The sequence below is a fragment of the Bradyrhizobium sp. P5_C11_2 genome, assembly GCF_054049755.1.
Map to the genome: position 1 here is coordinate 1 of NZ_JBFULT010000056.1, position 22,218 is coordinate 22,218.

The following is a 22,218-nucleotide window of genomic DNA, read 5'->3' on the forward strand; positions in this document are numbered from 1 at the left end:
ATTCTCGCCCTTGGCGATCGAGATCGGCACCGACTTGGCGACCGAGCAGATCCAGACCTCGCCGTGCGCGACCGTTGGCTCCTTGCTCGCGGCCACCGAGACGTTGATCTGCTTGCCCGCAAGCGACATCGTCACAGGCACGCTCATCACGCCGGCGCCCTTGTCGGTCTTGCCGATCGCGCTCTCGATGCCGGCGCGGTCGCTGCCGATGACATGCGTGGAGCCGTTGACCACGACCTGCGGCGTATAGACCTCACGGTCGCCGCGCATGCGCGAATAGGCCCGCTGCCGTGCAGAGAAGCGCGAATCCGCCAGCGTGTCCTTCCAGCCGAGATAGTCCCAATAATCGATCGGCATGCTCAGCGCGATGATCGAGGGATCGCTGGAGAGGTCGCCGATGATCTTGTCGGCGGGCGGACAGGACGAGCAGCCCTGCGAGGTGAAGAGCTCRACCACGGCGCGAGGGTCAGCCTCGGCGGGACGGATGACGGCGACGATCGCACAGATGCCAAGTGCTCCCGACCACAGTGCACCGGACCAGCGCGAAACCAGATGAGAAGCCGTCATTGCTGTCATGTCGAACGCCACACACCATTGCTCGTGAAAGGGGAAATCTTACCGCCGGATGGTCACCGTAGTCTTACGGGCGCCGCACATTCAGCCGTCCAAGCAACCGTCAAGGCGAAGTTTTCCGCCGGGCGGGCCGTCTGAAGCCTGCCGCAAACGCGCGAAGGCGGCCTTGTGATAGGCCGCCTTCGTTTAACCTTCTACTCACTTCGCGGTGAGCCACCGTTCACAAATCCGCGCTTACGCCGCGAGTTTGCGCAGCACATAGTGCAGGATGCCGCCGTTGCGGTAGTAATCGAGCTCGTCCAGCGTATCGATGCGGCAGAGCAGCGAGACGCGCTGCAGCGAACCGTCGCCGGAGACGATCTCCGCGGTCAGCTTCTGACGCGGCTTCAGATCGCCGACCAGACCGCGCAGCGTGACCTTCTCGTCGCCCTTGAGACCAAGCGACGACCAGGAGGTGCCTTCCTCGAAAGTCAGCGGCAGCACGCCCATGCCGACCAGGTTGGAGCGATGGATGCGCTCGAAGCTCTGGCAGATCACGGCGCGCACGCCGAGCAGGCGCGTGCCCTTGGCGGCCCAGTCGCGCGACGAGCCGTTGCCGTATTCGGCGCCGGCGAACACCACCAGCGGCACGCTCTCCTGCTGGTACTTCATCGCGGCGTCGTAGATCGACATCTGCTCGCCGTCGGGCCAGTGCTTGGTGAGACCGCCTTCGGGAATGTTGCCGTCGGCGCCCTTGAGCATGAAGTTCTTGATGCGGATGTTGGCGAAGGTGCCGCGCATCATCACTTCATGGTTGCCGCGCCGCGTGCCGTACTGGTTGAAGTCGGCGGGACGCACCTGGTGCTCGCTGAGATATTTGCCCGCGGGCGAGGTGAGCTTGATCGAGCCGGCCGGCGAGATGTGGTCGGTGGTGATCTTGTCGCCGAACATGGCGAGGATGCGCGCCTCGACGATGTCGGTGACCGGCTCCGGCTCCTTCTTCATGCCGTCGAAATAGGGCGGGTTCTGCACGTAGGTCGAGCTCATGTTCCAGCGATAGGTCTCGCTCTCGACGGTCTTGATCTTGCGCCAGTTGGTGTCGCCCTTGAACACGTCGGCATACTTCTTCTTGAAGATCGACGCGGTCACGAACTTCTTCATGAAGGCGTTGATCTCCTTGGTCGTCGGCCAGATGTCCTTCAGGTAGACCGGCTTGCCGTCCTTGCCTTCGCCGAGCGGCTCGACCGCGAGGTTCTTGGTGACGGATCCCGCGAGCGCGTGGGCCACGACCAGCGGCGGCGAGGCCAGATAGTTCGCCTGCACGTCCGGCGAGACACGGCCTTCGAAGTTGCGGTTACCGGAGAGCACGGCCGCGGCGACGACGCCGTTGTCGTTGATCGACTTCGAGATCTCTTCGGGCAGCGGGCCGGAATTGCCGATGCAGGTGGTGCAGCCGAAGCCGACCAGGTTGAAGCCGACCTTGTCGAGATCGGCCTGGAGACCGGAATCGGCGAGATAGGCCGCGACCACCTGGCTGCCCGGGGCGAGCGAGGTCTTCACCCACGGTTTGGCCTTGAGGCCCTTGGCGGCCGCGTTGCGGGCCAGCAGACCGGCGCCGATCAGCACGCTCGGATTCGAGGTGTTGGTGCAGGAGGTGATGGCRGCGATCACGACGTCGCCATGGCCGATGTCGAAGTTCTTGCCATCGACGGCAAAGCGCTTGGTCGGCTCGCCGGCCTTCTTGTACTCGGTGCTGAGCGCGAGCGAAAAGCCTTCCGCGACCGCGGGCAGCGCGACGCGGCCTTCGGGACGCTTCGGGCCGGCCATCGAGGGCACGACGTCGCCGAGGTCGAGCGTCAGCGTCTCGGTAAACACCGGATCCGCCGACTTGGCGGTGCGGAACAGGCCCTGCGCCTTCGCATAAGCCTGCACCAGCGCGACGCGCGGCGCGGCGCGCCCCGACGTCTTCAGATAGTCGATCGCGGCCGCGTCGACCGGGAAGAAGCCGCAGGTCGCGCCATATTCAGGCGCCATGTTGGCGATCGTCGCCTTGTCGGCGACCGAGAGATTGTCGAGGCCGGGGCCGAAGAACTCGACGAACTTGCCGACCACGCCGAGCTTGCGCAGCATCTGCGTCACGGTCAGCACGAGGTCGGTCGCGGTAACGCCTTCCTTCATGGCGCCCTTCAGCTTGAAGCCGACGACGTTGGGCAGCAGCATCGACAGCGGCTGACCGAGCATGCAGGCTTCCGCCTCGATGCCGCCGACGCCCCAGCCGAGCACGGCGAGACCGTTGACCATGGTGGTGTGGGAGTCGGTGCCGACCAGCGAGTCGGGATAGGCGACCTCGAAGGTGCCGGTCTTCTTGCCGACCGTCATCTTCTCCTTTTTGGTCCAGACCGTCTGGGAGAGATATTCGAGATTGACCTGGTGGCAGATGCCGGTGCCGGGCGGCACGACGGAGAAGTTCGAGAACGCCGCCTGACCCCACTTCAGGAACTCGTAGCGCTCCTGGTTCTGCTTGTATTCCTCGGTGACGTTCTTGGCGAAGGCCTTGTTGTCGCCGAAGAAGTTCACGATCACGGAGTGGTCGATGACGAGATCGACCGGCACCAGCGGATTGATCTTCTCGGCATCGCCGCCGAGCTTCTGCATGGCGTTGCGCATCGCGGCGAGATCGACCACCGCGGGCACGCCGGTGAAGTCCTGCATCAGGACGCGGGCGGGACGGAACGCGATCTCATGCTCGAGCGACTTCTTGCGCAGCCATTTGGACACCGCGACGATGTCCGCCTTCTTGACCGAGCGGCCGTCCTCGTTGCGCAGCAGGTTCTCGAGCAGGACCTTCATCGAATAGGGAAGCTTGGAAATTCCCTTCAGACCGTTCTTTTCCGCCGTGGGCAGGCTGTAATACACATAGGTCTTGGCGCCGACCTTGAGGGTCTTTTTGCATTTGAAGCTGTCGAGCGAGGTCATGAAAGGAAATCCCAATTGTTAGTTATACCCGGCAAGGGGTATTTTAACACCGTCAGCGAGTCCGGCTGGGTCGCTTGCAGGGGCAGGTTGAGTTGCTGCATCAAGTAGTTCCGGGCTTATAGAAGCTTTCTAACCGCGCCGCCACAGCCACAATCGTACCGCAGCAATTCGCGAGCCAAAAATTCTGATGCGCTACCCCAAGATTTACTTAGGGTTCTCCTGGTGGCTCCGTTGAGGGCTTCGACGCGCGGCGAGATGCGGCTCTCCGGCAGCGGCGTCATCTGCGTACGCGGCGGCCGCAAGGTCTTTGCCGGGCTCGATTTCGAGGCAACGTCCGGCGAAGCGGTGGCGGTCGTGGGCCGCAACGGATCGGGCAAGACGTCGCTGCTGCGGCTGATCGCGGGGCTGCTCATTCCGGCCGGCGGAACGATTGCGCTGGCGGGGGGCGACGGCGAGCTGACGCTTGCCGAGCAGTGCCACTATCTCGGCCATCGCGACGCCCTGAAGCCGGCGCTGAGCGTGGCGGAAAATGTGTCATTCTGGGCTGATTTCCTGGGCGGAGAGCGGTTTGACGCGGCCGACAGCCTCGCCGCCGTTGGCCTCGACCACGCCGCCCATCTGCCCGCCGCCTTCCTGTCGGCCGGCCAGCGCCGCCGGCTGTCGCTGGCCCGCCTGCTCACGGTCCGCCGCCCGGTCTGGCTGCTGGACGAGCCGACCACGGCGCTGGACGTCGCCGGCCAGGACATGTTCGGCGGCCTGATGCGCGACCACCTCGCCAGCGGTGGCCTGATCATCGCCGCCACCCACGCGCCGCTGGGGATCGAGGCGCGCGAGCTGCGGATCGGGGGTGCGGCATGAGACGGCACGACCCTCAGCTTTCCAAGCGGCCGGGCCCCGCACCATCCGTTCCCTCCCCCGCTGAAGCCTGGGCGAAGGCGGACGCAGGGGAGGGGGCGCTCCGGGCTCCCTCGCCTCTCCCGCTTGCGGGAGAGGTCGGCGCGCAGCGCCGGGTGAGGGTTCTTTCCTCTGGGGGAGTCTTCTTTGTCGAGACACCCTCTCCCCAACCCTCCCCCGCAAGCGGGGGAGGGAGCGCACCGCCCTTGGGGCTTGATGGGAGCCCCCCATGACCGCCCTCGCCGCCCTCATTCGCCGGGACATCCGGATCGCGGTCCGCGTCGGCGGCGGGGCGCTCATTGGCGTGCTGTTCTTCCTGACCGTCGTGGTGCTGATGCCGTTCGCGKTCGGCCCGGACCTGGCRCTGCTGGCGCGGCTGGGGCCGGCGATCCTGTGGCTGGGCGCGCTGCTGGCGAGCCTGCTCACGCTGGACCGGCTGTTCATGGCCGACCATGAGGACGGCTCGCTCGACCTGATCACGATGAGCCGGACGCCGTTGGAACTGGCCTGTGCCGCCAAGGCGCTGGCGCATTGGCTGGCTGCGGGCCTGCCGCTGATCGTCGCAACACCGGTGCTGGGCCTGCTGCTCAACCTGGACATGGTCGCAACCGGCGCGGTGGCGCTGACGCTGCTCGCGGGCACCCCGGCCCTGACCTTCACCGGCATGATCGGCGCCGCGCTGGCGGTGACGCTGCATCGCGGCGGGCTGTTGATGGCGGTTCTGGTGCTGCCGCTGTCAATTCCCGTGCTGATCTTCGGCGTTGCAGCTTCGCAAGCCGCAATCACAGGACCGTTGTCATTTGGCGCGCCGTTCTCGATCCTCTGCGCGCTGTCGCTGGTCAGCCTCGTGGTCGGTCCCTTCGCGGCGGCGGCAAGCCTGAGGCACGGCCTTGATTGAGCTTGACCCCGATCAATTTTCGCTGCGCCCTTTCGTGCTGATTGCGTGAGCAGTCACCGGTGATTATCAGGATACCATGACGCTGACCGATCTCGCCAATCCGACGCGGTTCCTTGCGCTGACAGCGCGGCTGTTGCCGTGGCTTGCGGCCGCGACAATCGTCCTGCTCGCCATTGGCCTCTATCAGTCCGCCACCGCGCCCGACGACTATCAGCAGGGCGCGACCGTGAAGATCATGTTCATCCACGTGCCCAATGCCTGGCTGTCGATGTTCGTGTGGGGCGTGATGAGCATCGCCTCGCTCGGCACGCTGGTGTGGCGGCATCCGCTCGCCGACGTCGCCGCGAAAGCGGCCGCACCGATCGGCGCCGCCTTCACCTTCCTCGCGCTGCTCACGGGATCGCTGTGGGGCCGGCCGATGTGGGGCACCTATTGGGAATGGGATGCGCGGCTGACCTCGGTGCTGATCCTGTTCCTGATGTATCTCGGCCTGATGGCGCTGTGGCGCGCGGTCGACGATCCCTCGCGCGCGGCGCGCGCCGCGGCGGTGCTGACCCTGGTCGGCGCGATCAACCTGCCCATCATCAAGTTCTCGGTCGACTGGTGGAACACGCTGCACCAGCCGGCCTCGGTGATGCGCATGGGCGGCTCCTCGCTCGACCGTTCTTTTCTTATCCCACTTCTCGTGATGGCGATCGCGTTCACGCTGCTGTTCGTCACGCTGCATCTGGCGGCGATGCGCAACGAGATCCTGCGCCGCCGTGTCCGCTCGCTTCAGATGATGCAGGCGAGCCGCATCGCGTTTTCGAGCGAAATGGGCGCCGGCTCGCGTGACGACGGCGCGTCGAAGGAAGCTGGGGCCGCATGATGATGTCACTCGGCCCCTACGCGTCCTTCATCGTGTCGTCCTATGCCGCCGTGGCCATCGTGGTGGCGATCCTGATCGGCTGGATCGTGCTCGACCACCGCAGCCAGACCCGGCGCCTGCGCGAGCTCGATCGCAGCGGCATCACCCGCCGCTCGGGCCGCAGCGCGACGGATATGTCATGAGCGATCAATCGACCCCCGCGACGCCGCAGCGACGCACCTTCCTGATGGTGCTGCCGCTGATCGCCTTCATCGTCCTTGCGCTGCTGTTCTGGTTCCGGCTCGGCAGCGGCGATCCCTCGCGCATCCCCTCCGCGCTGATCGGCCGGCCGGCGCCGCAGACCATGCTGCCGCCGCTCGATGGATTGCAGGACAACGGCGCGCAGGTGCCGGGCCTCGATCCGGCGGCGTTCATGGGCAAGGTCAGCCTGGTCAATGTCTGGGCGTCCTGGTGCGTGCCCTGTCACGACGAGGCGCCGCTCCTGACCGAACTGGCCAAAGACAAGCGCTTCCAGATCATCGGCATCAACTACAAGGATGCAGCGGACAACGCGCGGCGCTTCCTCGGCCGCTACGGCAATCCGTTCGGCCGCGTCGGCACCGACGCCAATGGCCGCGCCTCGATCGAGTGGGGAGTGTACGGCGTGCCCGAGACGTTCGTGGTCGGACGCGACGGCACCATCGTCTACAAGCTGGTGGGGCCGATCACGCCGGATAATTTGCGAACGGTGCTGCTGCCGCAGCTGGACAAGGCCTTGAAGTAGAAAAGCTCGTCAGCCTCGTCATGGCGAGGCCAATCGTGCACCCGCCTGTTTCGGTCATGCCCCGCAAAGCCAGGGGCATGACCATGTTGACGGCGCGGCTTACGCCACGGCTTCCTTGGACTTCTCCGCGCGCTTGCGCTCGTTCGGGTCGAGGTGCTTCTTGCGCAGGCGGATCGACTTCGGCGTGACCTCGACGAGCTCGTCGTCCTCGATATAGGCCAGCGCCTTTTCCAGGGTCATGCGGATCGGCGGGGTCAGGCGCACCGCTTCGTCCTTCGAGGTGGTGCGGATGTTGGTGAGCTGCTTGCCCTTGAGCACGTTGATCTCGAGATCGTTGTCGCGGGTGTGCTCGCCGACGATCATGCCCTTGTAGACCTTCCAGCCCGGCTCGATCATCATCGGGCCGCGATCCTCCAGCTTGAACATGGCGTAGGCCACGGCCTCGCCCTGGTCGTTGGAGATCAGCACGCCGTTGCGGCGGCCCTGGATCTCGCCCTTGTACGGCGCGTAGCCGTGGAACAGGCGGTTCATGATCGCGGTGCCGCGGGTGTCGGTGAGCAGTTCGCCCTGATAGCCGATCAGGCCGCGGGTCGGCGCGTAGAACACCAGGCGCAGGCGGTTGCCGCCGGACGGCTTCATCTCGACCAGCTCGGACTTGCGCTCGCTCATCTTCTGCACGACGACGCCGGAATGCTCCTCGTCGACGTCGATCACGACTTCCTCGATCGGCTCCATGGCGGCGCCGGTGGCTTCGTCCTTCTGGTACACGACGCGCGGGCGCGACACCGAGAGCTCGAAGCCCTCGCGGCGCATGGTCTCGATCAGGATCGCGAGCTGCAATTCGCCGCGGCCCGAGACTTCCATCGCGTCCTTGTCGGCGGCTTCGACGACGCGCAGCGCGACGTTGCCTTCGGCTTCGCGCAGCAGACGGTCGCGGATCATGCGGCTCGTCACCTTGTCGCCTTCAGTGCCGGCGAGCGGGGAGTTGTTGACGATGAACGACATCGACACGGTCGGCGGGTCGATCGGCTGTGCCGGCAGCGGCACCTCGACGCTCGGATCGCAGAAGGTGTCGGCGACCGTACCCTTGGTCAGGCCCGCGATGGCGACGATGTCACCGGCTTCGGCTTCCTCGAGCGGCGTGCGCTCGAGACCGCGGAACGCGAGAATCTTGGTGATACGCCCGGTCTCGACCAGCTTGCCGTCGGCATGCAGCACCTTGACCTGCTGGTTCGGCTTGAGCACGCCGGAGGAGATGCGGCCGGTGATGATGCGGCCGAGATAGGGGTTGGCCTCCAGGATGGTGCCGATCATCCGGAACGGGCCCTCCTCGACCGTGGGCGGCGCGACGTGGCGCAGGATCAGGTCGAACAGCGGCTCCATGCCCTTGTCCTGCGGACCCTCGGGGCTCTCGGCCATCCAGCCCTGCTTGGCCGACCCGTAGAGGATCGGGAAGTCGAGCTGCTCCTCGCTGGCATCGAGCGCCGCGAACAGGTCGAACACCTCGTTGATGACTTCGGTCGGGCGCGCGTCGGGGCGGTCGACCTTGTTGATGACGACGATCGGCTTGAGGCCGACCTTGAGCGCCTTCGAGACCACGAACTTGGTCTGCGGCAGCGGGCCTTCGGCGGCGTCGACCAGCACCAGCGCGCCGTCCACCATGTTGAGGATGCGCTCGACCTCGCCGCCGAAATCGGCGTGGCCGGGGGTGTCGACGATGTTGACGCGGGTGTCCTTCCACTGCACCGAGGCCGCCTTGGCCAGAATGGTGATGCCGCGCTCACGCTCCAGGTCGTTGGAGTCCATGGCGCGATCGGTCACCTTCTGGTTCTCGCGGAACGTGCCGGACTGCTGGAGGAGTTTGTCGACCAGGGTCGTCTTGCCGTGGTCGACGTGGGCGATGATGGCGACGTTGCGGAGATTCATGAGTGAGCTTCTTTGCGGTCGGACAATGGGTTAAGCGCGATCTCGCCGGTCAAGCCGGGACCTCTTCACAGACAACGCTGGAAACGTGGAAAACGGGGCCTGCTACGCCCAAAAAGGAAGCCCGGCCATATCGACCGGGCACCCTACGCGTTTGCGGCGCAATATAAGCAAAAACCGCCAAAAAACAATGCGTTCTTTCGCGGTTGGTTGACTGAATTTTGTCCGGGAATTCCCGGGGCTTAGGGCCGATCCAGGGCTTATCGGGGGCGCCGCCCCCGGCCGGGCTGCAAAATGACCGCCAGATCAGCCTTGCGCCGAGCTGAGGTCCGCGTCCTCGGTCGGATAGACCCCCCGCAATACCTCCTCGAAGTGCATCTTCACGGCGTCATTGCAGAGGCAGGCGCGTTGCCGCAGGCCGTCGCGGTTGCGGACCAGGATCGAGCCGCGCCGCGTTTCGAGGACGCCCTCCGCCTTGAACGATTGCAGCACGCGGCTCGCATAACTGCGGCCGACGCCGAGCAATGTCGCGAGCTGCTCATGCGTCAGCGGCACGCTGCTCTCGTCACCGGTCCGCTCCATCGCCGCCAAAATCCATTTGGCTGTGCGCTGCTCGATCGAGTGGATGGCGTTGCAGGCGGTCGACTGGAAGATCTGCGCCAGCATGCAATCGGCATAACGCACGAAAACGTGCCTTAACGAGACCGAACGCTGCTTGGCCGCTTCCAGCTTGCCGACGTGAATGCGCGCGAACGGCCCGCCGAACTTCACGCAGATGCGGGTATAGGCCGGCAAGAATCCCTCGCTGACGATGCCGCCCACCGCGCCTTCGCGGCCGACCAGGATGRTCTCGACGTCGCGGCCGTCCTCGTTGGGAACGAGAAAGGTCGCAAGCGCAGGCCCGCAGGGAAAGTGGACCACCTGGACGTTGTCGCCGGGATTGTAGAGCAGTTCGTTCGCCGCGGTGTTTTCGACCATGACGTGGGGCGCAAGCAGCGCGTAGTCCGCCTGGCTCAAGCGCCGCAGCAGATTGTTGGCCGGCCGGCTGTCGACCTCGGTGGCCTTGCTGGTACGCACGTCCATCGTGAACTCCTCATCCGCCCCCCACATTAGCGAGTTCCGTCCAGACCCTGTGTGCACAAGTGGACAGACTGGAGAACGGCGATGTGGTGGGTTTCGTTCCGGGAACCCTCCGCGCTGGGCGCAGGCATCGCGGCGCGGCTGTCCCGACCGGAAAACCCTCATGCTTCAAAACGAGATCATGGCCCCCGCTTTACCCGACGGCTCCGATTGCCCTGCCGACGTCCTGATCGTCGAGGACGATCCGATCATCGCGATCGACTTCGAGGATCGCCTGCTCGGATTTGGTGTGAAGAGCGTGCGCACGGTGGGCTCGGTGGCGCAGGCGCTGGCCGCGATCACAGCACGCGCACCCGACTTCGCGCTGCTCGACGTCGAGCTCAGTCGCGAGAAAAGCTTTGCGGTCGCCGAACGGCTGGCGGCGCTGCAAATTCCCTTCGTCTTCGTCACCGGCTACGGCGCCGAGACACGGATCGCGCCCGAATTCGTCAACCGGCCGCGTCTGCAAAAGCCATGCTCGAGCGACGCGCTCGAGGCCGCGCTACGGTCGCGCGGCGGCTGATGCCGCTCAAGCGAGCCTGGGATCGAGCGTGGTCGACCACAGCGCAACGTCGGCGCGGTCGCGCAGGGTCACGGTCATCTGGCCCGAGGCGCCGTCGATCTTGACGTGACCGAAGAACTGCATGCCGGCGGAGGGCGGCAGGTTCTGGTTGTCTTTCCCCGGCGCCTTGACGAAGCGCACCTCCGGCCCAAAGGTGTTGTCGAGCGCGTTCGGACCGAAAGTGCCCGCGTGCAGCGGACCCGACACGAATTCCCAGAACGGCTCGAAGTCCTGGAACTGTGCCTTGTTCGGGTCGTAGTAATGCGCGGCGGCGTAGTGCACGTCCGCCGTCAGCCACACCGTGTTGCTGATCGGCGCCATCTTGATGAAGCGCAGGATGTCGGCGATCTCGAATTCGCGGCCTCGCACCGGCCCGTCGCCTTGCGCAATAGCTTCCGAGCCGCCTTTCGGCGTGTCTGATACGATCAAGCTGAGCGGCATGTCGGAGGCGATCACCTTCCAGGTCGCGCGCGAATTGAGCAGGCCGCGCTTGAGCCACGCGATCTGGTCCGGACCGAGGAAGTAGCTGCCGGGGCCGTATTCGGTTTCCAGATTGGCGCCGTTCGGGCCGCGATAGCTGCGTTCGTCGAGCACGAACACGTCGAGATGCGGGCCGTGGGAGATCTGGCGATAGACCCGGCCGGACTCGACGATGCTTTCGCGCATCGGATACATCTCGTGAAACGCGCGGCCCGCGCGGGCCGCGAGCAGCGTGATGTCGCGCACCTTGTAGGACGCCGGCAGCTCCTTCGACAGCGACCAGTTGTTGGTCACCTCGTGATCGTCCCACTGCACGAAGATCGGCACCTCGGCATTGAAGGCGCGGAGATTGTCGTCGGTGAGATTGTATTTGTGCGCGGCGCGGTACTCGTCGAGCGTCTCGGCGACCTTGGCCTTCTCCGGGATCGTGACGTTCTTCCAGATCTTGCCGTCGGGGAGTTTCACCTCGGATGCAATCGGGCCGTCGGCATAGATCGTGTCGCCGGAATGCAGGAAGAAATCCGGACGGTGCTTGCGCATCGCCGAGAAGGTGAACATGCCGCCGTCGTCGGGATTGATGCCCCAGCCTTGTCCCGCGACATCGCCGCCCCAGACGAAGCTGACGTCGCCGCGGTCGGCCGGCGCGGTGCGGAAGCGGCCGGTCACGGGCTCGCCCTCGATCGCGGTATGCGAGAGATCGCGGAAGCGGACGCGGTAGAAGATGTCCTGGCCACTGGGAAGATTCTCGAGCAGCATCTTTGCGGTGAAGTCGCTTTCCGGCAGCGCCGCGATCGGCGGCAGCGCCCGCGCGCCCTTGAACGATTCCGTCGTCGCCACCTCGACCAGCATCTGCGCGGGCCGGTCGGCGCGCGCCCAGACCACGCCGCCGTCGACGGTGACGTCGCCGGACTGCACGCCATGGGTGACGGCCGGCCGGTCGGCCGCGCGCGAGAGATGAGGCATCGCGATCGCGCCGAGCGCACCGGCGCTGGTGGTGAGGAAGCGGCGGCGGGAGACTTTGATCTTCATGGCGGGTTCGCTAGTTGGCTGTCTTGCGCGCATCTTGCGCCATCATTCCGGGATGGTCTGAGGGACCAGATCCGAAATTTCGAGATTCCGGGTTCGATGCTGACGCATCGCCCCGGAATGACGGTCGAAGCTATATTGTGACAATGTGACGCAGCGATTACGCGCGCAAGCGCTCAGGCGTTGCCGGCGGCCCTGAATTGCGCACCGGCGCGCTGCAGGTTCTGCGGCATGCTGAACAGCACCGCCTTGCGGTCGGCGACCGCGACGTGGAACTGGTCGAGCACGATGTTGAAGGCGGTGAGTGCACCTTCCTCGATGGCGCCGTGATCGTAGCAGCGCAGCGTGTCGCGCAGGATCTCGTCGGCCTCGGTCTGCATCTGGTCGAGCTCTTCGGTCGTCTCGCTCTTGCGTGCCGCCGCGATCATGTCGAAAAGCCGCTCGCGCAGATGGCTGTTGTTGTCGCGCTCGTCCTTCTTCAGATAGCCCGCGAACCACGCGCCGATCGAGCCCATGGCCGAGAGCCCCATCAGGCTCCACCAGATGTAGTCGCTGTATTTGTCGAGGAAGGTCTTTTCCTCGCCGTCGACGAAGGCGGCGGCACCCGGATGCACGGGGATCACGGCATCCTTGTCGGTATCGGGCGTTTCGATCTTGGCGGCGAGCGGGAATTCCGTCACCAGCTGCTGGCGCACGGCGAAGAGCTGCCGCGTGAACGCCGCGACGGTGGTCTCCGACAGGCCTTTGCGTGCCACGATGTGATGGGAGAAGCTGATCGTCTTGACCTCGTCGTCGGGACGGTCGGGCGAGCCGCCATACGTGCCCGCGGGGATCTCAGACGCTTCATAGACGGGATGGTTCTGCGCGATCGCATCCGCCGAATCGATGGCGAGGAACGTTGGCGTGCCGAAATCCTTGGCGGAAGCGGCGATCGCATCCGACGTGATCTTGCTGTTGACGGGGCCGGCCGCGAGATAGGCATCGACCTTCTGGGCCTTGATTGCCTCGGCGGCCTCATTGGCCGGGAATTGTATGATCTCGACCTTGGCGGGATCGACGCCGTATTGCTGGAGGATCACCTTGAGCAGGTTGACGTTGGCCTGCGTGCGGCCGACCACGCCGACGCGATGGCCGGCGAGCTGCGCGATCTTGGTGATCTTCGCGCCCTTCTTCTTACCCTTGCCGGGGACGGACCACAGCACCACGACGTTCTTGCGCAGGGTCGCAACCGCTTGCGCATTCTTCGGCACGTCGAGATCGCCGCGCACGATGGCGAGATCGGCCTTGCCCTCTGCGAGAGCCTCGGCGCTGGCGGTGGCGCCGTCGGTCTGGACCGGACGCAGCCGCACATAGCTCTTGTTCTGTGCGAAGGCCTGGGCCAGCGCCTGCACGACCTTGACGTCATCGCTGTTGGCGGGGCCGACCGCGATCTTCAGCATCACCGGCCGCATGGCAAAGTAGTAGCCGCCGACAAGCGCGCCGACGATCGCGAGCACGAGCGCGAGAGTCACGAGCGCGGTCTTCCGCGCCGCGGATCGCGGCGAAGGCGGAGTGGGCGCTTCGGCCAGGTCCAATCCCCCGGTCATCGATCTCCCAAACAGGCGCTTGAGGCTCAGTTTCATCTTGGCCGGCGATTTACGCCCGCAATTGTAGCAAATTTCTTGTCCGGCGGGGTTACATCTCCGTCATGGTTAGCGGATGGGGCAAATCCCGCATGAACCCGGGCGTAAGCACGGTGTTAGGGTAAAGTTCCCCTGAAGCACGGAGACGATCATGGCAGAACGGCTGACGATGGAGGCGCGCAAGCAGGCGCTGGGCGGAATACCGGGCTGGACCGAGGTTTCGGGCCGCGACGCCATCGGGAAGACCTTTGTCTTCAAGGATTTCAACGAGGCCTTCGGCTTCATGACCCGCGCCGCGCTGGTCGCCGAGAAGATGGATCACCACCCCGAATGGCGCAATGTCTACAAGACCGTCGAGGTGGTGCTTTCGACCCATGACGCYGGCGGCGTCACGGCGCTCGACATCGAGCTCGCCAAGGCGATGAACGCCATCGCCAAGCTTACACCGGGCTGACATCTTGCAGGCAGGGGCCGCATCCCCATCTTGTGATCAGCACCGGATGCGGCGTTCCGCCGCGCCGGGCTGAACCGGGAGTTTGGAAGCATGGCCGCCGAACACAGTGTCGGCTTCGAGCCGGCCGATCGGCTGGCGGAAGATCGCGAGAGCGTGCGACGCCGCTTCTGGCGCAAGCTGAAGCGTGTCGCCGCGCAACTGCCGTTCGCGGAAGATCTGCTCGCCGCCTATTACTGCGCCTTCGACAGGCAGACGCCGCGCCACGTCCAGGCGTCGCTGCTCGGTGCCATCGCCTATTTCATCCTGCCGTTCGATTTCGTTCCCGACGTGATGCCGATCCTCGGCTTCACCGACGACGCCGCCGTGCTCGCCACCGCCATTCGCATGGTTGYCAGCCACATCACGACCGAGCACCGCGAAGCCGCCCGCACCGCGCTGAAGCGCGGCGTGGATGAGGCGGAAGCCGAAGCCGCGCAGTAGCGTGGCGTCACACACTCCGCTGTCATTCCCCGCCACCGGGTCTCGCCTTCGGCGAGCCCGATGACAGGCTCCGGCGGGGAATCCAGTACGCCGCGGCCTCTCGATTCAATCACTGGCGTCATGGAGTACTGGATCGCCCGGTCAAACCGGGCGATGACAGCGAGCGTGTGGATGGCTGCTCGCTACTTCTTCTCCGCCTGCGCCCGCGCCTTCTCCGCGTCCCAGGCCTGGAATTGCCTGAACAGCGTTTCCTTGTCCGCGTCGGACACTTTCGCGCCCGCGGCGTTCTGCTTCAGGAACGCCTCGAAGCGCTGCTGCGTCACCGGCTCGACGCCGTGCTTGTCGAGCCATTGCTGCGCCACCGGCAACCTGTTCCAGCCGGACAGGGGCGCCGCGAGCGAGACCTCCTTCCACTTGGGATGGAAGGGCGGGTTCTGCAGCGCGGGGAATTTCGTGAAGAACGCGTCCACGAACAGCGCGAGCTTGCGATAGCGCTCGGTGTTCGGCGCCCAGTTGTAGGCCGCAAGCACCGCGGGCACCGCGATCGTGTCCACGCTCTCGCCGTCCTTGATCAGGTTCGGATAGTCCTTCGGCGTCAGCGTCGCCGGCAGGTAGTCGCTCTGGAGCGGCTTGGCATAGTCGACCTTCGCAAGATGGAAGCGGCCGTCATTGCCGAAGGTCGAGACCGACTTGTACGGCTTGCCGCCGACCACGATGACGGCGTCGATCTCGCCGGCCTTCAGCTTCTCCATCGCGATACGCTGCTCGACATAGACGAATTTCGCCTTGATCCCGAGCCGTTCGAACACGGTGAGGGCGGTGACGAAGGTGCCGCCGTTCGGCAGGTCCACGCTCACCGTCTTGCCTTCGAGATCTTTCAATGTCGCGACCGATTTCGGCGCGATCACCTGCATCTCTTCGTTGTAGAGCTTGGTCACATAGGTGAACTGCCGCTTGATGTCCTTGGCAAAACCCTTGCGTTCAAGATAGTCGAGCGTATCGGCCCGCACGACGCCGAGATCGACGCCTTGCAGGAACAGGATGTCGGCGACGCTCTGCACCGAGCCGCGGCCGACGATCGGCAGCACGCGGATCTTGTTGCCGTCGTCGAGCACGGAGGCGAGGTCGGCGCCGAATTGCACATAGGTGCCGCCGATCGTGCCGGTGATCAGCGTGACGGTGTTGGCGTTCAGCGACTGCTTGGTCGAGGTCGAGCCGAACTGGAAGATGGCCTTCAGGCCGTCCGAGACCTTGGCCGGATCGTATTCGGTCTGGTCGGCGCGGGCCGCGAAGRCACAGATCGTCATGACGGCGGCAAGCGCCATTTTCAAAGCGTTACGCATGATGTCCTCTGAAGCGTTCTAGTTCTGAAACTGGGCGAGGCGCTGGCGCGCCTCCGCCGATCCGAGTGCCGCGGCCTTTTGATACCAGTCGCGCGCGGCGGTCACGTCGGCGGCGATGCGCCGCGCGTCGCTGGTGCCCAATACGGCCGGGTCATAGGTCTGCGCCAGCAGATGGGCGGCCGTCGCATCCCGTGCATTGGCTGCGCGTTCGAGCAGCAGGCGCGCCGCAACGATATCGCCGACCGTGAGCAGGCTCTTCGCGCGCGCCATCAGCCCGGCCAGCGTGTCGGCGTCGAGTGTCTTCTCGAGCGTCTTGGCGGGCGGAGGGGGCGGAGGCTGCGCCGCGACAGGCACGGGCGCCTGCACGGGTGCTTGTACAGGTCCTTGTACAGGTCCTTGGGCCTGCAGCGCGGTCTGATAGGCGCTCGCGATCGCTTCGCGGCTCGGCGTCGACGGTGCACGGAGATCCTGCGCGTCAGCGCTCGCCAGCCTTGTGCCGGTCACGCGCGCCGGATCCTTGCCCGGGGTCTGCGGTACCGCCGGCGCGTTGGCCGGCGCCATGTTGGTCGATGCTATGGCCTGGTCGAGCACGACGCCCGCCAAGCCACCGGCATCGGCGGCGAAGATGCCGCGAAGGTCGGACTGAAACAGCGCGGCCAGAATGGCCAGGGTGGATGCCACCAGAACGGCTGCGAGAACGCCCGCCAGAACGCGCGGGACGGTTCTGACCCGGGGGCGCAACTCCGGCGGCGTGAATTCGCCTGGGTCCGGCGCACCGAGCGGATCGGACAGGAACAGTGGAATTGGATCGTCCGGTGACAGATCGACCCGTGCGGCGCGCGCACGGATATAGGACGCGACGGGCGGATGTGATGCAGCTTGATCGGAATCGAACGCCCTCGATTCCCTGGACGGACGGTACCCCGTCGTCTCCATGGTGATGCTCCCCATAACTGACGCAACGCAGGGGCAATCCCGGCTTCAGTCTTTTTGTTATTGTCCAGAAGTTCCCCGCAAACTGGAGCCGGTAAATCGCCGTTTGAATCAGCCCAAAAAACGACCGCCGTTTGCGCGAATCGGGAGAGATTTGGGTTTGATTGCGGCGAGGCGGGGGAATGCACCACAATTTCGACGATGATGGTTGAGGACGTTCTACCATGCTGCAGCGCGGATGAGGCGGCGCAACAATGCATCCGCAACGTCGTCCTGGCGAAAGCCAGGACCCATTACCCCAGGCCATAGTTTKGCGAAGACTCGTTGTTTGGTACAGCGACCAAGCACAATCGATAGGTTCCGCGGTATGGGTCCTGGCTTTCGCCAGGACGACCCGGAGAAGAAGTTTTGGCGGTCTTGAATTTCGCGTGCGCTGACGGCCGGCGCATCCTCACGGATGCAAGATCACCTTGCCCATGGCCTGACGCCCCGCGAGCACCTTCAGCGCGTCCGCCGTTTGCGCCAGCGGGAAGGTACGATCGACGTGCGAGGAGATTTTTCCTTCCGCCGTCCACTTCACGAGCTTTTCGAGATTGGCGCGGTTCTTCGCCGGATTGAGCCGGGTCCAGGCGCCCCAGAACACGCCGCGGATGTCGCAGCCTTTCAGCAGCGCGAGGTTCAGCGGCATTTTCGGGATGTCGCCGGCGGCAAAGCCGATCACCAGGAAGCGGCCTTCCCAGGCGATCGAGCGCAGCGCCTGCTCGGCATACGCGCCACCGACGGGATCGAAGATGATGTCGACGCCCTTGCCGCCGGTGAGCTTGCGCAGCCCTTCCTTCAAATCGTCCTTGCCGTAGTTCAGCGTGAGCTCCGCGCCATGGGCTTTGGCGAATTCGAGCTTCTCGTCCGACGAGGCGCAGGCGATCACCTTCAGACCCATCAGCTTGCCGAGTTCGCAAGCGGCGAGGCCCGTGCCGCCGGCCGCACCGAGCACGGCGAGCGTCTCGCCCGGCTTCGGGCTCGCGCGGTCTTCCAGCGCATGCAGCGCGGTGCCGTAGATGATGATGATGCCGGCGGCGCGATCATAGTCGAGATTGTCGGGGATATTCACGATCGATGCTGCCGGCAGCGCGATCTTCTCGCGCGCACCGTTGTGGCCGCAGGAGGCGACGACGCGGTCGCCGACCTTCAGATCGGTGACGCCGGGGCCGATACTCTCGATCACACCCGCGACTTCGGCGGCCGGCGAGAACGGGAACGGCGGCTTGATCTGGTATTTGCCCTGGATCATCAGGATGTCGAAGAAGTTCAGCGCGGCCGCCTTGATCGCGATCACCGCCTCGCCGGGCCCTGCCACCGGATCAGGCACGTCCGCGAGCACGAGGTCGTCGGGCTGACAATATTGCGAACAGAGGATGGCTTTCATGGCGGCACCTGAGCGTTTCGAGGCAGAGTTATAGTTTGGCTGGTTTTGCCGGATTTAGGCACAGGCCACAATCCGGTTTCTGCATAAGAGAGCCCCAGCTAATTCCGTGGCGCGAACACTGGATTGCTTCGCTACGCTCGCAATGACGATGTTATCCTCCGCGCAACAACGCGAATTGCGACGAGAGGATTCAAACGATGTTTGAAACGAGCCTGCTCAGGAACAAGCGCATCCTCGTCACCGGCGGCGGCTCGGGCCTCGGCGCCGCGATGGGGCGGCGCTTCCTCTCGCTTGGCGCCGAGCTCGTGATCTGCGGCCGCAAGCTCGATCGGCTGGAAGCAACCGCCACGGAGATGCGCGAAGAGACCGGCGGCAAGGTCACCACGATCGCTTGCGACATCCGCGAGGGCGCCGCCGTCGAGAGCATGATGGACGCGATCTGGCGCGAGGCGCCGCTCGATATCCTCGTCAACAACGCCGCCGCGACCTTCATCGCGCAGAGCGAGCATCTGTCGTTCCGCGCAGCGGACGCGATTCTCGCGCCGACGCTGCATGGTGCGATGTACTGCACGCTTGCGGCCGGCAAGCGCTGGATCGAGGGCCAGCACGGCGGCGTCGTGCTCTCGATCCTCTCGACCTCGACCATCACCGGCCGCGCCTTCACCGTTCCCTCGGCGATGGCGAAGTCGGCGGTGCTGGCGATGACCAAAAGTCTTGCGGTGGAGTGGGGCCCGAAAGGCATCCGCACCGTCGCGATCGCGCCGGGCCCATTCCCGACCGCCGGCGCCTCCGGGCAACTCCGCCCCGAAGGCCGCGATGAAGGCTGGACCGCGCGTAATCCGCTTCAGCGCACCGGTGAGCACGGGGAACTCGCCGATCTCGCCAGCTTCCTGGTTTCGGACCGCGCCGGCTACATCAATGGTGAGATGGTGGTGATCGACGGCGGCGCGCATTTGCGCAGTTCCGGGGCCGAGGACCTGCTCGGCTGGACCGAAGCGCAATGGGCCGACCAGCGCGCCGCGCGATCCAAAGCCTAGACGCCTCCACTTCCGCTAACTGCCTTCCCAAATTGGACTTTCCCGGTTATTCCTCGCCGGGGACAAAACGCGGCCGGGCCATCTTCCAGTCACAATATTGAGGGAACCACTTCAGCATGTGGCGGGTGCTATCTTTAGTTTTGATGATCGGCATGATGACGTGCGGGATCGCCGATCTCGCGCGGGCGCAGACAGCGCAACCGGCGCCGAAGCCGGCGGCAAAGCCAGCCGCTCCGGCCGCGAAGGCGGCGGCCAAGCCCGAGAGCAAACCGGTGGCCGCTCCCGCGGCGGTTGCGGGCGGCGCGGAGCCGACCCTGATCGGCCAGTTCGGCACCTGGGGCGCCTATTCGGCGACCCCCAATGGCAAGAAAGTCTGCTTCGCGCTGGCCAAGCCATCATCGTCGAAAACCAACCCGCCGAACCGGCCGCGCGACCCCGCCTACGCCTTCGTCTCGACCCGGCCGTCGGAAAAGGTGAACAACGAAGTCTCGGTCATGATCGGCTACGCCCTGAAGCCGGGCTCGGAATCATCGGCCGAGGTCGGCGGCGCCGCCTACGCCATGTACACGCAGGGCGACGRCCTCTGGATCAAGAACGCGGCCGAGGAGGAGCGGATGGTCGAGGCCATGCGCAAATCCGCCGATCTCGTGGTCAAGGGCGTCTCGGCCAAGGGGACGGAGACCACCGACACGTTTTCGCTGAAGGGTCTCGCCCAGGCGCTCGACCGGATCTCGCAGGATTGCAGGCGTTGAGCCTGCAGGCTTAAGCCTTTAAGCCTAGGCAACAGCCACGGTCGCAATCGGGTGTTCCGGTTGCTATATAGGGGCGGTTCCAAGTTTTCCGTCATTCCGGGATGGTCCGAAGGACCAGACCCGGAATCTCGAGGTTCCGGGTTCGATGCTGCGCATCGCCCCGGAACGACCAAGCAATTAGGCCTATTGATGCAACCGACTGCCGAGCCGCACAACGCAACACTGGTGGAGAAAACTCCGCTCGAAATCTATGTGCCGCCGRCCAAGCCGTCGCTCATCGGCCTGTCGCGCGCAGATCTCGCCGATCGCCTCGGCGAGATCGGCGTGGCTGCTGCCCAGCGCAAGATGCGCGTGCAGCAATTGTGGCACTGGATCTACTTCCGCGGCGCCCGGAATTTCGACGAGATGACATCGATCTCGAAGGGCATTCGCACCGATCTCGCGCAGCATTTCACCGTCGACCGGCCCGAGGTCGTGGCCGAGCAGATCTCCAACGACGGCACCCGCAAATGGCTGCTGCGGCTGCCGAGCGGCGACAATGTCGAGAAGGCGCATGAGGTCGAGTGCGTCTATATTCCCGAAACCGATCGCGGCACGCTCTGCGTCTCCTCGCAGGTCGGCTGCACGCTGAACTGCTCGTTCTGCCACACCGGCACGCAACGCCTGGTGCGCAATCTCACCGCCGGCGAGATCGTCGGACAGGTGATGGTGGCGCGCGATCGCCTGAACGACTGGGCCGATCGCGAGGACGGCACGCGTCGCGTCACCAACATCGTGATGATGGGCATGGGCGAGCCGCTCTACAATTTCGACGCGGTGCGCGATGCGCTGCTGATCGTCGGCGACAATGAGGGCATCGGCATCTCCCGCCGCCGCATCACGCTGTCGACCTCGGGCGTGGTGCCGAACATCGTCCGCGCCGGCGAGGAGATCGGCGTCATGCTCGCGATCTCCCTGCATGCGGTGCGCGACGAGTTGCGCAACGAGCTGGTGCCGCTCAACCGCAAATATCCGATCAAGGAGCTGCTGCAGGCCTGCCGCGATTATCCCGGCGCGTCGAACGCGCGCCGCATCACCTTCGAATATGTGATGCTGAAGGGCGTCAACGATTCGCTCGATGACGCAAAGCTGCTGGTAAAGCTGCTCAAGGGCATTCACGCCAAGATCAACCTGATTCCGTTCAATCCGTGGCCCGGCACCGCCTATGAGTGCTCGGACTGGGACCAGATCGAAAAGTTCTCCGAATACATCTTCAACGCCGGCTATTCCTCGCCGGTGCGCACCCCGCGCGGCCGCGACATCCTCGCCGCCTGCGGCCAGCTCAAATCGGAGACCGAAAAGCTCTCGGCCCGCGAACGCCAGACGCTGCGCGCCATGGCGATGACGGATTGACGATGCGTGCTCAACGCACCTTCGTCGTGGCCGAGCTTGTCCCGGGCATGACGGCCGTGGGCGTAGCGGCGATGTTGGCCAGCAGCTTGTTTGTGTCATGGCACTGATCAGCCGCCTCGTCGTGATCTTCATCGGCTTTCTCGCGTCATGCTTCGTCGGCGGCATGATCATCGTGGGCGCGCTGCTGTTTCCGGAATTCTCCGACCTCGGCGCCGGTCCTGTCGATGAGGGCGTGATCGACATCCTGCTGGGCTTCGGCTTCATCTTCGTCTCGGGCTTTGCGCTGGTGCCGGCGGCGGTGATCGTCGCGATCACCGAAGCGCTCTACATCCGCAGCGCGCTCGCTTATGCCGCGGGCGGCGGCGTTGTCGGGCTGGCCTGCTATCTGGGCCTCGTTCCCTTCCATTCCGATACCTTGCAGTTCGAGGGCATCGTGCGGCGGCATCTGGAGATCATGACCGGCGCCGGCATTGTCGCCGGTGTGGTCTACTGGCTGGTCGCCGGCCGCAATGCCGGCGCCTGGCGCGAGCCGCCGCCTCTCCGCAAGCCGCCTCCGCCGCTGCCGTCGAATTCAAGGCCGGATGCGCGGTGACTGGCGCTGTCATTCCGGGATGGTCCGAAGGACCAGACCCGGAATCTCGAGATTCCGGGTTCGGCTCTGCGAGCCGCCCCGGAATGACGGTGAAAGGGTTTTCATCCTCTCCTCACTCCGCTAAAC

General features: G+C 65.1%; 21 protein-coding genes. 12 read left to right on the top strand and 9 right to left on the bottom strand.

Annotation, left to right across the window (positions count from 1 at the left end; translation table 11 throughout):
• Together ACXJL8_RS08685 and acnA are read right to left on the bottom strand one after the other, a co-directional pair.
• Window positions 1–576 (bottom strand): DUF1223 domain-containing protein (locus ACXJL8_RS08685; RefSeq protein WP_456684858.1); only part of this gene is annotated, 576 nt, incomplete at its 3' end.
• 231 nt (window positions 577–807) lie between these two features.
• Entirely contained in the window at window positions 808–3,528 is a 2,721-nt protein-coding gene (acnA, locus tag ACXJL8_RS08690; RefSeq protein ID WP_456620790.1) for an aconitate hydratase AcnA, read from the bottom strand.
• Window positions 3,529–3,783: 255 nt separating this feature from the next.
• On the opposite strand from acnA, the gene ccmA reads away from it, so the two are divergent.
• From ccmA to ACXJL8_RS08715, 5 genes are all read left to right on the top strand, one after another.
• On the top strand, window positions 3,784–4,386 hold the full coding sequence (gene ccmA / locus ACXJL8_RS08695; RefSeq protein WP_456620879.1) for a heme ABC exporter ATP-binding protein CcmA: 603 nt from the start codon (window positions 3,784–3,786) through the stop codon (window positions 4,384–4,386).
• A 265-nt stretch (window positions 4,387–4,651) separates the two neighbouring features.
• Window positions 4,652–5,320, top strand: coding sequence for a heme exporter protein CcmB (gene ccmB, locus ACXJL8_RS08700; protein ID WP_456684859.1), 669 nt, complete (start codon window positions 4,652–4,654; stop codon window positions 5,318–5,320).
• 76 nt (window positions 5,321–5,396) lie between these two features.
• The gene (locus ACXJL8_RS08705) at window positions 5,397–6,188 is read left to right on the top strand and encodes a heme ABC transporter permease (protein ID WP_456620792.1); all 792 of its coding nucleotides are present in this window, start codon (window positions 5,397–5,399) and stop codon (window positions 6,186–6,188) included.
• Entirely contained in the window at window positions 6,185–6,370 is a 186-nt protein-coding gene (gene ccmD, locus ACXJL8_RS08710; protein WP_456620793.1) for a heme exporter protein CcmD, read from the top strand. The genes ACXJL8_RS08705 and ccmD overlap by 4 nt, the downstream gene beginning before the upstream one ends.
• Window positions 6,367–6,951 (top strand): DsbE family thiol:disulfide interchange protein, encoded by a 585-nt coding sequence (locus tag ACXJL8_RS08715; RefSeq protein WP_456620794.1) that lies wholly within the window; start codon window positions 6,367–6,369, stop codon window positions 6,949–6,951. The genes ccmD and ACXJL8_RS08715 overlap by 4 nt, the downstream gene beginning before the upstream one ends.
• Window positions 6,952–7,050: 99 nt before the next feature.
• Here ACXJL8_RS08715 and typA read toward each other — a convergent pair whose 3' ends face one another.
• Both typA and ACXJL8_RS08725 read right to left on the bottom strand, forming a co-directional pair.
• Window positions 7,051–8,877, bottom strand: a complete 1,827-nt coding sequence (gene typA, locus ACXJL8_RS08720) for a translational GTPase TypA (RefSeq protein ID WP_135178564.1) — start codon at window positions 8,875–8,877, stop codon at window positions 7,051–7,053.
• A 303-nt stretch (window positions 8,878–9,180) separates the two neighbouring features.
• Complete coding sequence (locus tag ACXJL8_RS08725) at window positions 9,181–9,957, bottom strand: Crp/Fnr family transcriptional regulator (RefSeq protein WP_456684860.1); 777 nt, start codon at window positions 9,955–9,957, stop codon at window positions 9,181–9,183.
• A gap of 160 nt (window positions 9,958–10,117) precedes the next feature.
• Between ACXJL8_RS08725 and ACXJL8_RS08730 the strand changes: the two genes are divergently transcribed.
• Window positions 10,118–10,516: a response regulator gene (locus ACXJL8_RS08730; protein ID WP_456620796.1), complete on the top strand. Its 399-nt coding sequence runs from the start codon at window positions 10,118–10,120 to the stop codon at window positions 10,514–10,516.
• Between the two features lie 6 nt (window positions 10,517–10,522).
• Here ACXJL8_RS08730 and ACXJL8_RS08735 read toward each other — a convergent pair whose 3' ends face one another.
• Together ACXJL8_RS08735 and ACXJL8_RS08740 are read right to left on the bottom strand one after the other, a co-directional pair.
• The gene (locus ACXJL8_RS08735) at window positions 10,523–12,064 is read right to left on the bottom strand and encodes an alkaline phosphatase D family protein (protein ID WP_456620797.1); all 1,542 of its coding nucleotides are present in this window, start codon (window positions 12,062–12,064) and stop codon (window positions 10,523–10,525) included.
• Window positions 12,065–12,237: 173 nt separating this feature from the next.
• Window positions 12,238–13,683, bottom strand: coding sequence for a TAXI family TRAP transporter solute-binding subunit (locus ACXJL8_RS08740; RefSeq protein ID WP_456620798.1), 1,446 nt, complete (start codon window positions 13,681–13,683; stop codon window positions 12,238–12,240).
• 151 nt (window positions 13,684–13,834) lie between these two features.
• Between ACXJL8_RS08740 and ACXJL8_RS08745 the strand changes: the two genes are divergently transcribed.
• Together ACXJL8_RS08745 and ACXJL8_RS08750 are read left to right on the top strand one after the other, a co-directional pair.
• Entirely contained in the window at window positions 13,835–14,137 is a 303-nt protein-coding gene (locus tag ACXJL8_RS08745) for a 4a-hydroxytetrahydrobiopterin dehydratase (RefSeq protein WP_456620799.1), read from the top strand.
• A 90-nt stretch (window positions 14,138–14,227) separates the two neighbouring features.
• Window positions 14,228–14,617: a YkvA family protein gene (locus ACXJL8_RS08750; RefSeq protein WP_456684861.1), complete on the top strand. Its 390-nt coding sequence runs from the start codon at window positions 14,228–14,230 to the stop codon at window positions 14,615–14,617.
• A 182-nt stretch (window positions 14,618–14,799) separates the two neighbouring features.
• On the opposite strand, the gene ACXJL8_RS08755 is transcribed toward ACXJL8_RS08750, so the two are convergent.
• The 3 genes from ACXJL8_RS08755 to ACXJL8_RS08765 form a co-directional block, all read right to left on the bottom strand.
• Window positions 14,800–15,960: a TAXI family TRAP transporter solute-binding subunit gene (locus ACXJL8_RS08755; protein WP_456684862.1), complete on the bottom strand. Its 1,161-nt coding sequence runs from the start codon at window positions 15,958–15,960 to the stop codon at window positions 14,800–14,802.
• Window positions 15,961–15,978: 18 nt separating this feature from the next.
• Window positions 15,979–16,896 (bottom strand): hypothetical protein, encoded by a 918-nt coding sequence (locus tag ACXJL8_RS08760; protein ID WP_456620802.1) that lies wholly within the window; start codon window positions 16,894–16,896, stop codon window positions 15,979–15,981.
• A 448-nt stretch (window positions 16,897–17,344) separates the two neighbouring features.
• Window positions 17,345–18,319 (bottom strand): NADPH:quinone oxidoreductase family protein, encoded by a 975-nt coding sequence (locus ACXJL8_RS08765; protein WP_456620803.1) that lies wholly within the window; start codon window positions 18,317–18,319, stop codon window positions 17,345–17,347.
• 197 nt (window positions 18,320–18,516) lie between these two features.
• Between ACXJL8_RS08765 and ACXJL8_RS08770 the strand changes: the two genes are divergently transcribed.
• The 4 genes from ACXJL8_RS08770 (at window position 18,517) to ACXJL8_RS08785 (ending at window position 22,092) form a co-directional block, all read left to right on the top strand.
• Window positions 18,517–19,356, top strand: a complete 840-nt coding sequence (locus ACXJL8_RS08770; protein WP_456620804.1) for an SDR family oxidoreductase — start codon at window positions 18,517–18,519, stop codon at window positions 19,354–19,356.
• A 116-nt stretch (window positions 19,357–19,472) separates the two neighbouring features.
• Window positions 19,473–20,108 (top strand): invasion associated locus B family protein, encoded by a 636-nt coding sequence (locus tag ACXJL8_RS08775; protein WP_456684863.1) that lies wholly within the window; start codon window positions 19,473–19,475, stop codon window positions 20,106–20,108.
• 189 nt (window positions 20,109–20,297) lie between these two features.
• Complete coding sequence (rlmN, locus tag ACXJL8_RS08780; RefSeq protein ID WP_456684864.1) at window positions 20,298–21,500, top strand: 23S rRNA (adenine(2503)-C(2))-methyltransferase RlmN; 1,203 nt, start codon at window positions 20,298–20,300, stop codon at window positions 21,498–21,500.
• A 97-nt stretch (window positions 21,501–21,597) separates the two neighbouring features.
• The gene (locus tag ACXJL8_RS08785) at window positions 21,598–22,092 is read left to right on the top strand and encodes a hypothetical protein (protein WP_456620807.1); all 495 of its coding nucleotides are present in this window, start codon (window positions 21,598–21,600) and stop codon (window positions 22,090–22,092) included.
• Window positions 22,093–22,218 lie beyond the last annotated feature (126 nt).